The organism is Hansschlegelia plantiphila (genome assembly GCF_027922265.1).
GTDB classification, from domain to species: domain Bacteria; phylum Pseudomonadota; class Alphaproteobacteria; order Rhizobiales; family Methylopilaceae; genus Methylopila; species Methylopila plantiphila.
Genome location: NZ_BSFI01000001.1, coordinates 272,344 through 282,541, shown reverse-complemented (window position 1 = coordinate 282,541; position 10,198 = coordinate 272,344). Strand labels below are relative to the sequence as shown.

At 67.4% G+C, this 10,198-nt stretch carries 11 protein-coding genes; 7 read left to right on the top strand and 4 right to left on the bottom strand.

All coding sequences use genetic code 11. The features are described 5' to 3' along the window. Positions 1–163 precede the first annotated feature (163 nt). Positions 164–523: a hypothetical protein gene (locus PKE75_RS01295; protein ID WP_271166880.1), complete on the bottom strand. Its 360-nt coding sequence runs from the start codon at positions 521–523 to the stop codon at positions 164–166. 210 nt (positions 524–733) lie between these two features. On the opposite strand from PKE75_RS01295, the gene PKE75_RS01290 reads away from it, so the two are divergent. After that, positions 734–1,672, top strand: a complete 939-nt coding sequence (locus tag PKE75_RS01290) for a DMT family transporter (protein ID WP_271166879.1) — start codon at positions 734–736, stop codon at positions 1,670–1,672. A 27-nt stretch (positions 1,673–1,699) separates the two neighbouring features. Here the strand turns inward: PKE75_RS01290 and PKE75_RS01285 are convergent, their stop codons facing one another. From PKE75_RS01285 to PKE75_RS01275, 3 genes are all read right to left on the bottom strand, one after another. Next, on the bottom strand, positions 1,700–3,373 hold the full coding sequence (locus tag PKE75_RS01285; protein ID WP_271166878.1) for a formate--tetrahydrofolate ligase: 1,674 nt from the start codon (positions 3,371–3,373) through the stop codon (positions 1,700–1,702). A gap of 163 nt (positions 3,374–3,536) precedes the next feature. After that, a complete protein-coding gene (locus PKE75_RS01280; RefSeq protein WP_271166877.1) occupies positions 3,537–3,695 on the bottom strand; it encodes a hypothetical protein in 159 nt (52 codons plus the stop codon). 81 nt (positions 3,696–3,776) lie between these two features. Next, the gene (locus PKE75_RS01275; RefSeq protein ID WP_271166876.1) at positions 3,777–4,265 is read right to left on the bottom strand and encodes a pilus assembly protein N-terminal domain-containing protein; all 489 of its coding nucleotides are present in this window, start codon (positions 4,263–4,265) and stop codon (positions 3,777–3,779) included. A gap of 377 nt (positions 4,266–4,642) precedes the next feature. Here PKE75_RS01275 and PKE75_RS01270 point away from each other — a divergent pair, with 377 nt between their 5' ends. The 6 genes from PKE75_RS01270 (at position 4,643) to PKE75_RS01245 (ending at position 10,195) form a co-directional block, all read left to right on the top strand. After that, positions 4,643–4,807 (top strand): Flp family type IVb pilin, encoded by a 165-nt coding sequence (locus tag PKE75_RS01270; RefSeq protein WP_271166875.1) that lies wholly within the window; start codon positions 4,643–4,645, stop codon positions 4,805–4,807. Positions 4,808–5,152: 345 nt separating this feature from the next. Beyond that, positions 5,153–5,653 carry an A24 family peptidase gene (locus PKE75_RS01265; protein WP_271166874.1) on the top strand — a complete coding sequence of 167 codons (501 nt, stop codon included), beginning with the start codon at positions 5,153–5,155 and terminating at the stop codon, positions 5,651–5,653. Positions 5,654–5,825: 172 nt separating this feature from the next. Next, on the top strand, positions 5,826–6,617 hold the full coding sequence (cpaB, locus tag PKE75_RS01260; RefSeq protein WP_271166873.1) for a Flp pilus assembly protein CpaB: 792 nt from the start codon (positions 5,826–5,828) through the stop codon (positions 6,615–6,617). Between the two features lie 74 nt (positions 6,618–6,691). Next, positions 6,692–8,131, top strand: coding sequence for a type II and III secretion system protein family protein (locus PKE75_RS01255; RefSeq protein ID WP_271166872.1), 1,440 nt, complete (start codon positions 6,692–6,694; stop codon positions 8,129–8,131). 26 nt (positions 8,132–8,157) lie between these two features. Beyond that, positions 8,158–8,892 carry a CpaD family pilus assembly protein gene (locus PKE75_RS01250; RefSeq protein ID WP_271166871.1) on the top strand — a complete coding sequence of 245 codons (735 nt, stop codon included), beginning with the start codon at positions 8,158–8,160 and terminating at the stop codon, positions 8,890–8,892. A gap of 13 nt (positions 8,893–8,905) precedes the next feature. After that, entirely contained in the window at positions 8,906–10,195 is a 1,290-nt protein-coding gene (locus tag PKE75_RS01245) for a CpaE/TadZ family protein (RefSeq protein ID WP_271166870.1), read from the top strand. Positions 10,196–10,198: the final 3 nt, after the last annotated feature.

Here is a 10,198-nt window from a genome sequence, read left to right as displayed (position 1 = left end):
CCGTCTATCGGGGCTTTACGAAAATGTGTCAAGCGCGCCCAGGCCTTGGCCATGCCGCCTTCGCGAGCCTGAAACGGGTTCGCAGAGGCGGTGCGATGATACCGATTTGGCGTTGGACGCACCAACTCGGAAGCGCAGTCCGGAGCTGCGGATCTAGGTCCCCTCAGCCTTGTCGGGACAGTCGGCGCGCATTGGCCCGGACGGTGCGGGCGACCGGGCGAAGCGCCGCTTCGCCGGCCGAAACCATCAAGCCGGCGACGGCCATCGGGCTCCCCGCATGCGGCAGGCCGCCGAGCACCTTGCTCGCCGCCGCGCCGCCTTCGAAGGCGGCCGACATCTTCTCCGCCACCATGCGTTCGGCCTCGCGAGCGCCGGCGGCGGTCGGCCGGCCGAACTCGGTGGTCATCTGTGCGAGCCGGTTGGCCATCACGAAGCCTGCGAACGGCGCCATCGCGGCGAACCCGCCCGCAAGCGCCGCCTGACGCTTCCAGAGATCGATAAGTTCTATGAAATCTGCGACCATCGAACGCTTCCAGCTATGACTACGATGCGTGGAGCAGGCGCTTTCGCTGCGTTGCAGCACGGTCATAGCATCTCGTGGCGCTGATGCGGCGGGCGCCGTCGTCGCAGGCTTGGCGTCCCGCCGAGAGGACCGGTCCTGCGTCGCGGGGCGTTGACCACGCCCGGGCCAAGCTGGCATAGGCGGCCTCCGTTCATCCGCTTCATGGTCGCCATGCCCGCGGTCCTCCGGGAGTTCGGTCGGAGGTTCTTCGACCGCCCCTACCTCCTGCTCACGCTCACGTCGCTGTTCTGGGCGGGCAACCTCGTCCTCGGACGGCTCGTCGCCGGCCATGTGCCGCCGGTCGCGCTCGCCTTCGTGCGTTGGAGCGGCTCGTTCGTGTTGCTGATCGGCTTCGCGATTCCCCACCTGAAGCGCGACTGGCCGGCGATCCGGGGCAGCCTCGGCCGGCTGTCGATCCTCGCCCTGACGGGCGTCGGTCTCTACAACACGATGGCCTATTGGGGGCTGCAATACACCGAGGCGTTGAACGCGCTGCTGATCCAGTCCACCGGGCCGTTGCTGATCGGCGTGTGGAGCGCCGTCCTGTTCCGGGACATGATGACCAAGGCGCAGTTTGCAGGCGTGCTCGTGTCGCTTTGCGGCGTCGCCGTCATCGTCACGCGCGGCGACGTCGCGGCGCTCGGCCATATTCGGTTCAACGCCGGCGACGTCTGCATCCTGGCGGCGATGGTGGTGTACGCGCTCTATTCGGCGATGCTCAGGCTGAAGCCTGCGATGCACTGGCTGTCGTTCCTGACCGCGACCGTCGGGCTCGGCGCCCTGTTCCTGCTTCCCGCCTTGGCCGTCGAGATCGCGCTCGGCGGCCGCATTTCGTTCGACGGCGCCACGCTGGCCGCAGCCGCCTATGTCGCGGTCTTTCCCTCGACGCTCGCCTATCTGTTCTTCATCCGGGGCGTGGAGCTGATCGGCGCGAACCGCGCGGGGCCGTTCTTCCACCTGATGCCGCTGTTCGGCGCCGTGCTCGCGATCCTGCTGCTCGGCGAACGCCCGCAGCTGTTTCACGCCGTCGGCTTCGCCCTGGTTCTCGCCGGGGTCGCGGTCGCGGCCCGCAGCCGCAGGCCGGCCCCGGCGATCGCGCCGGAGCCGTGAACGCACAACGCTTGATCGGAGCCCCGTTCAGGCGATGCCGTCGATCGTGCCGTCCTCGAGCAGCTTGATGTTGGCGGAGGCCGGGACCTTCGGCAGGCCCGGCATCGTCATGAGGTCGCCGCAGATCACCACGATGAAGCCCGCGCCCGCCGACAGCCGAACCTCGCGGATCGGCAGCGTGTGGCCGGTCGGCGCGCCATAGGCGGTGGGGTCGGCCGAGAACGAGTTCTGGGTCTTCGCGATGCAGACCGGGAACTTGCCGTAGCCGGCCTCCTCCCACTCCTTGAGCTGCTTCTTGATCGCGGCGGACGCCTGCACCTTGTCGGCGCGATAGATCTCCTTCGCGATCGTCTCGACCTTCTGCAGCAGCGGCATCTCGTCGGGATAAAGCGGCCTGAAGTCCGACGCCTGGCGGCCGACCAGGTCGACCACCGCGCGGGCGAGGCCTTCGGCGCCTTTGGCGCCTTCCGCCCAATGTCGGCAGATGACGGCGTCGACGCCGAAGTCGGCCTTCACGGCCGTCTGAAGCGTTTCGATCTCGGCGTCGGTGTCGGCGTAGAAGTGGTTGATCGCGACCACGACCGGCACGCCGAACTTCTTCACGTTCTCGATGTGGCGGCCGAGATTGACGAGGCCGGTCTTGAGCGCCTCGACGTTCTCAGTGCTGAGGTCGGTCTTCGCCATGCCGCCATGCATCTTGAGCGCGCGGACGGTGGCCACGATCACCACAGCGTCGGGGGCGAGGCCCGCGAAGCGGCACTTGATGTCCATGAACTTCTCTGCGCCGAGGTCCGCGCCGAAGCCCGCTTCCGTCACGGTCCAGTCGGCGAGCTTCATCGCCGTGGTCGTCGCGATCACGGAGTTGCAGCCATGCGCGATGTTCGCGAACGGGCCGCCATGGATGAACACCGGCGAGCCGTCGATCGACTGCACCAGGTTCGGCCGCATCGCGTCGCGCAGCAGCACGCAGAGCGAGCCTTGCGCGTCGACGTCCTTCGCGGTGATCGGCTTCTTGTCAGGCGTGTAGGCGACGACGATCCGGGCGATGCGCTCCTCGAGATCCTTGAGGTCCCTCGCAAGGCAGAACACCGCCATGATCTCGGAGGCGACAGTGATGTCGAAGCCGGCCTCGCGGGTGTAGCCGTTGGTCGGAGCGCCGACGCCGGAGATGATCTGGCGCAGCGTGCGGTCGTTCATGTCGAGCACGCGGCGGAACACGATTCTCCGCGGATCGATGTTCAGCGGGTTGCCCCAGTAGAGCGAGTTGTCGACCAGCGCGGCCAGCAGGTTGTTCGCGGAGGTGATGGCGTGGAAGTCGCCGGTGAAGTGCAGGTTGATCTGCTCCATCGGCACGACCTGGGCGTGGCCGCCGCCGGCGGCGCCGCCCTTCACGCCGAACACCGGCCCGAGCGACGGCTCGCGCAGGCACATCACGGCCTTCTCGCCGATGTGGTTCAGCGCGTCCCCGAGTCCGACGGTCGTCGTGGTCTTGCCTTCGCCCGCAGGCGTGGGGCTGATCGCGGTCACGAGCACGAGCTTGGCGTTCTGCCGCTTCGGCAGTTCCGCGATGAAGCGGTCGTCGATCTTGGCGATGTGCTTGCCGTGCAGGTGGAGCGCGTCTTCGGGCACGCCGGCCTTCGCCGCGATCTCGACGATCGGCTTCAGCTTTGCCGCGCGGGCGATCTCGATGTCTGACGGCATGCGGGGGCGCCCCTCCGGTGGTCTGGAAACAAGGCCGGCTCAAGCCGGGCCGCTCTTTTGCCGCGCCTCAGGAGGCGCCGCAAGCCGGTGGCGGCCATCGGACGCGGGGGCGCGACGAAGGTATGAAGGGCGGCGATCGATGGCTAGGCGACGAGCGGGAGGTTCAGTTCAGGACGCCGAGCGTCTTGAGAAGGCTGCCCGCCGCAAGCATCGCCATTGAATCGAACACCGCGAAAGCCAGTGCGACGGCGGGGAGGGCGGCCGCGGCCGTTCTGGCGGCGCCGACTCTGGGGCGAGGATGACGACGGCGCAGGTTGCTCATGCGTCCCTCTCCGCGAGCCGCGCCTGATCGTGGCCGACGATAGAAGACTGAGCGCCAAACCTTAACGAATTGGCGCCGCGGTCACTCCTTCTTGTCAGTCTCCATGACGCCCGACGACATATTGCTGCGCTGGGCGATCTGGCCGGCGGTGGCGGCGAAGGCTTCGGCGCTGTCGCCGACCGAAAGCACCGGCTCGCAGCGCGGCGTGCAGGCGAAGCTCTCGCGTTTGACGCCCCGCTGCACGACCAGGGTGCCGTCGCTCGGGCGCTGGACGTTCACGATCGTCTCGCTAAGCACGGCGCCCGCGCTGTCGAGCAGCATGATGTTGGTCTGGCCGAAGCTCTTGCCGGTCACGACCATCACGCCGTTCCTCTGGGTGGCGGCGTCCGCGATCAGCGGATTGCCGATGATGACGGTCGCCGTGCCGTCCGGCGCACGCATGATGCTGGCGCGGTCGACCGCGACGTCGAGCGTGTTTTCTGCGGCTTCGGCGGCTGAGGTCAGTATTAGCGCGGATAGAACGCCGAGGACGCCGCGCATGCTCAGGCGGCCCGCACGAAAGGAGGTCATTGGCCCCGTTCCCCAGATTCAATCGCCGCACTCAAGCGCAATCTGGTGAACGAAACCCTAAGGCGCTGCTTGCCGCCTGCGCTTCACATCTCTGAGGCCGCCTCCTGGCGAGCGAAATCTACATCTCACCGTCCGCGAATTTGGGGGGTAATGCGAATATCTTCAGCTCTCTTTCAGAAAAACAAACTATTTAATTAAAATTAATCAACTTAATCAATGCAACGTTGCCTTAACTGTAAGGATTTCAATTTTGAGTCAAATAATGATTGCTTTGAGCATTAACCCAATCGAAATGTGCGCTGGGTATGTTCGAGTTGTTCCGGCGCACTGACGGGACAGGAGCTGTCGCAACCTCCGTGAACCAGGAGATTTTCCAGATGAGCATGATCAAGCGTTTCGCTAACGACGAATCCGGCGCCACCGCGATCGAGTACGGCCTGATCGCCGTCGGCATCGCGATCGCGATCATCACGATGGTCAAGGGCGTGGGCGGCTCGCTCAACTCCGCCTTCGACAAGGTCAACACGAACCTCAACAACTGAGCCCGAGATCCTCACGGGGGTCTTGCACGGCGCTCCTCCGCCGGGGCTGCGACTATGCGCAGCTCCGGTCGGCGCAGCGACGCGAGCCGCCGGTCCCCGCGAAGGCGGCGGCGGCTTCGCCCTTTTTTCCGAAAGCGGACATTCGGCGCCTATCGCTTGCGCGATCCGAGGCGCGGCGGTCGTGCGCTACAGGCGCGCCGGGCGTCCGAACACGGCTTCGGCGAGATCGCCGTCGCGCCGAGCGGAGGCCGCACGCTCGCGAAGCTCCGTCAGTTCTTCGTTAGTCGGTCTTGCGCCACGATCTCGACGGGCGGCGCGCACGCGCCTGGCACGGGAATGCAATCGATGCTCGAGACGCTGGTCGTCGTGATCCTTCCCGCGCTGGTGGTCGTCGCCGCGGTGTCCGACCTCATGACCATGACGATCCCGAACCGCCTGGTGCTGGCGCTGACGATCGCTTTCGCCGCGGCGGCCCCGGCCGCCGGCTTCGGCGTCGAGCAAGTGTTCTGGCATCTCGCCGCGGGCGGTCTCGTTCTCGCTATCGGCGTCCTGCTGTTCATCCCCGGCTGGATCGGCGGCGGCGACGCAAAGCTCGCCGCGGCGCTTGCGCTCTGGCTGGGCACGGAGCCGCTGCTTGCGTGGTTCGCCCTGTTCGCTCTGTTCGGCGGGGCGCTGACCTTGGCGATCCTCTATTACCGGAAGGCCCCTTTGCCGCTGCGTTTCGACCGCGTCGGCTGGATGGCGCGGCTGCACGACCCCAGGGCCGGGGTGCCCTACGGCGTCGCGCTCGCGGCGGGGACGTTGCTGATGTGGCCGGATACGACCTGGTTCGCGGGCCTCGTCTGACAGCGAAAATCGGCCCGCTTAAGTCGAGTTTCCCAAATTATCAAAAGTTTACGTAAATTTGACGCCGAGCCTGCCCGTCGACTCCTTGTTAACCATGAATTGACGGTTTTCGATCCAGACTCGCCGAAGCACAGAGCCCTCGTTCCAGGGGCCGTCGCGCTCGGGGGTCATCATGAAAGCCGCACGCCTTGTGGTGCTCGGCATCGCGGCCGCAGCCGGACTTGGCGCGGCCATGCTCGCCGGCGGCTCCGGCGATGCGCCGCCAGCCACGCCGACAGCGGAGAGCCCGGCCGTCAAGACGGTCGACGTCCTCGTCGCCGCGAACGACATCGGCATGGGCGGATCGGTGCGCGCCGAAGACGTGCGCTGGCAGGCCTGGCCGCAGGACGCCGCGAACGCCGCCTTCGTACTGAAGAGCGCCGCCCCGAACGCGATCCAGGACACCTCGGGATCGATCGCCCGCTCCCCCTTCGTGGCCGGCGAGCCGATCAGGCCTGACAAGCTCATCAAGGGCGACGGCTCCGGCTACATGGCCGCGATCCTTCCCGCCGGCATGCGCGCGATCTCGATCGAGATCTCCGCGGAGAGCGGCGCCGGCGGCTTCATCCTGCCGAACGACCGCGTCGACGTCATCGTGACCCGCAAGGTCACAGGATCGAGCGGACGGGACGAATCCTACTCCGAGACCATCATCCAGAACGTGCGCGTGCTCGCGATCGACCAGACGGTCGAAGACAAGGACGGCCAGAGGGTCGTGGTCGGCAAGACCGCGACCCTGGAGCTGACGCTGGCTCAGGCCGAGCAGGTTTCGCTCAGCCGCCAGCAGGGCGCCGTCGCGCTCGCGCTGCGGGCGCTGGTGGACAGCGGCCCGACCGCCGGGCTCGAAGCCGATCCCGCGCAGAAGCGCGGAAGCTCTCTGACGGTCGTGCGCTTCGGCGTGACCAGCAACGGAGGCGGACGGTGACCGATCGTTCCCCGCTCAACCTCTTTCTCTCCCGGCCTCCTGTCATGAGCCGCGCCGCAGCGAGAAGCCTCACGATGCGCAACGATGACAGCATCGGCCTCGCCGGTCTCCTGAAGCGCAGCCTCCGCGGCGTTCTGGTGGCGACGAGCGTCATGGCGCTCGCGACGCCGCAGGCCGCGCTCGCGGCCGATCCCGGCTATCTCGATACGGCGGGCTATGGACCCTCCAGCGACGCCCAGATCGACCTCGGCATCGGCAAGTCCTACGTCGTGACGCTGCCGCGCGACGCCAAGGAGGTGTTCGTGGCCGATCCCGCGATCGCCAACGCCGTCGTCCGTTCCGCGCGCAAGGCTTACCTGATCGGCGCCGCGCCGGGGCAGACCGACGTCAAGTTCCTCGACGTCGACGGCCGCGAGATCGCCTCCTACGAAGTGTCCGTCTCGCGCGACGTCGGCTCGATCCGCGCCTCGATCGGCCGCTCCATCGACGGCGGCAAGGTGCGGGTCGAAGGGGTCGGCGACGGCGTCGTCGTGACCGGCTCGGTCAAGTCGGCCCAGGAGGCCCAGACCGCTATCGACATCGCGGCGGGCTACATGAGCGACCCCAAGAAAGTCGTGAACGCGCTGAGGATCGAAGGGCAGGACCAGGTCCTCCTCAAGGTCAAGGTCGTCGAGATGAAGCGGGAGGTCGTGAAGCAGCTCGGCATCGACTACGCGGCGAGCGGCTTCAAGATCGGCGGCGTCACGCTCAACGGCCAGACCAACTTCCCCTATGGCGCGAACAACTCCAGCCCGGCGAATTTCCTGACGGGCGCGATCTCGAGCCATGGCGGCTCGCTCGCCGCCAGCCTTCAGGCGATGGAGCGCGGCGGCGTGGTGAAGACGCTCGCCGAGCCGAACCTCACAGCGATTTCCGGTGAGAGCGCCAAGTTCCTCGCCGGTGGCCAGTATCCGTTCCCCGGGCCCTGCTCGATCGCGGACGGAATCTGTACGCGCACCGTCGAGTTCAAGGATTTCGGCGTCAGCCTGAGCTTCACTCCGGTCGTCCTCTCGGGCGGCCGCATCAGCTTGAAGATCGGCACGGAGGTCAGCGAGCTCGATCCCGCCAACGGCATCACCGACAACGGCCTCGTCATCCCGGGCCTGCAGGTCCGCCGGGCCGACTCCACCGTTGAGGTGCCGTCGGGCGGCTCGATCGTGATGGCCGGGCTGATCCAGCAGCAGACCAAGCGCGCCGCGGCGGGCCTGCCGGGCCTGATGAAGCTGCCGGTGCTCGGCGCGCTGTTCCGCTCGAACGACTACATGCGCAACGACACCGAACTCGCGATCTTCGTGACGCCCTATCTCGCCAAGCCTACGGCGCCCGAGAAGCTCTCGAGCCCCGACGACGGCTTCGCCGAACCGAGCGACCAGTCCTTCATTCTGCTCGGACGTCTGAACCGTCTCTACGGCATCCCCGGAAAGATCGATCCGGCCACCGAGGGCCACCCACGTGGCGGCTTCATCCTCGACTGAGCTCTCGAGCCGAACGGAGACTTGCAATGACCTCTCACCGTCCGTCTCCGCTCAGGGCGGGCCTCGCCGCGCTGGTCGCAGGCGCGGGGCTCGCGCTCGGCGGGTGCCACGGCGACCGCATCGTCGCCGACTCCTACCCCCAAACCTACGAGCAGCGACATCCGATCGTGCTCGCCCAAGGCGCCGCGCGCCTCGATCTGCCCGTGGGGGCCGGCCGAGGCGGCCTGACCGATCGACAGAAGTCCGACATCCGGGCCTTCGCCGCGGACTGGCGCAAGAACGGCCGCGGGCCGATCGGCGTCATGATGCCGAGCGGCGGCGTCAGCGCCGGCGCGGCCAATTACGCCGCGCCTGCGATCCGCACCACGCTCGCCGCGGCCGGCGTGCCCTCGAGCGCGATCCTGACGCAGCGCTACCAGGCCGGAGGCTCCGACGGGGTCGCCCCGGTGAAGCTCGGCTTCGTCAAGCTCAAGGCCGAGGTGCCGCATCCCTGCGGGCTCTGGCCGGACGATCTCGGCCATGGCGGCGGGGACTATTACGGAGCCACGCAGAACCGCGATTACTGGAACTTCGGCTGCGCCACGCAGGCGAACCTCGCGGCGCAGGTCGCCGACCCCGAAGATCTCGCCCGACCGCGGACCGAGACGCCGGTCTACGCCGCGCGCCGCGGCGTCGTGATCGAGAAGTACCGCGCCGGCGAAGACACGACGACCAACTACAGGGCCGAGAAGGTCGGGGTTTCCTCGATCGGCAACAACTGAACGGGGCGGGACGATGATCAGGAACATCGACGATCAGCAGTCCGGCTTCGCGGGCCGCGCGGAGACGGCGGCGTCCCAGACCGCCGTCGTCATCGCGTCCCTGCCGCGCGTCTCGATCCAGGCCTTCTGCGAGACGCCGGAGATCGCGCGCCTCGTCGAGCAGTCGACCGTCGACCGGCGCATGGAGAAGGCCCACGTCAAGGTTCAGATGGGCGGCGGCCCGGCGGCCACGGAAGCCTACAAGAACGCGCCCACGCCGAACGTGATCGTCATCGAGGGCGACGCTCACCGCGAGCGGTTGCTCGAGACGCTGCAGAAGCTGTCGGACGTCTGCGACAACGACACCAAGGTCGTGGTGATCGGCCAGGTCAACGACGTGCTGCTGTACCGCGAGCTGATGCGGCTTGGCGTCAGCGACTATCTCGTGCCGCCGTTCGGCGTCGTGGACCTCGTCCGTTCGCTGTCGGAAATCTTCCGCGCGCCGGGCGCGGATCCGGTCGGCCGCACGATCGCCTTCGTCGGCGCAAAGGGCGGCGTCGGGTCCTCGACCATCGCGCACAACGCATCCTGGGCGATGGCCCGGCAACTGAAGCTCGACAGCGTGGTCGTCGACCTCGACCTCGCCTACGGCACCGCCGGCCTCAACTTCAACCAGGACCCGCCGCAGGGCATCGCCGAAGTGGTGTTCGCGCCCGAGCGGCTCGACGCGGCCCTGGTCGACCGCATGCTGTCGAAGTGCACCGAGCAGCTCAGCCTGCTCGCCGCGCCTGCGACGCTCGACCGGGTCTACGACTTCCACGAGGACGTGTTCGATCCGCTCCTCGAGATCCTGCGCTCGAATGTGCCATGTTCGGTCCTCGACGTGCCCCATGTCTGGACGGCGTGGTCGAAACGCGCGCTGATCGCCGCCGATGAGGTGGTGGTGGTGGCGAGCCCGGACCTCGCCAACCTGCGCAACGCCAAGAACCTGATCGACCTGCTCAAGGCCGCGCGGCCGAACGACTCCGAGCCCAGGCTGATCCTCAATCAGGTCGGCGTGCCGAAGCGTTCGGAGATCAAGCCGGGCGACTTCGCCCAGGCGCTCGACCTCGAGGCGGCGGCGATCATTCCGTTCGAGCCGGGCGTGTTCGGCACGGCGGCGAACAACGGGCAGATGATCGCGGAGACCGCGCCGTCCAACAAGATCAACGAGATCTTCGTCGACCTCGCCAAGAAGCTCACTGGCAAGAACGAGACGAAACGGGCGAAGCGGACGCTGCTGGAGCCGCTGATGGCCCGGCTCAACAGGAAGAAGGCCGGCTGAGGC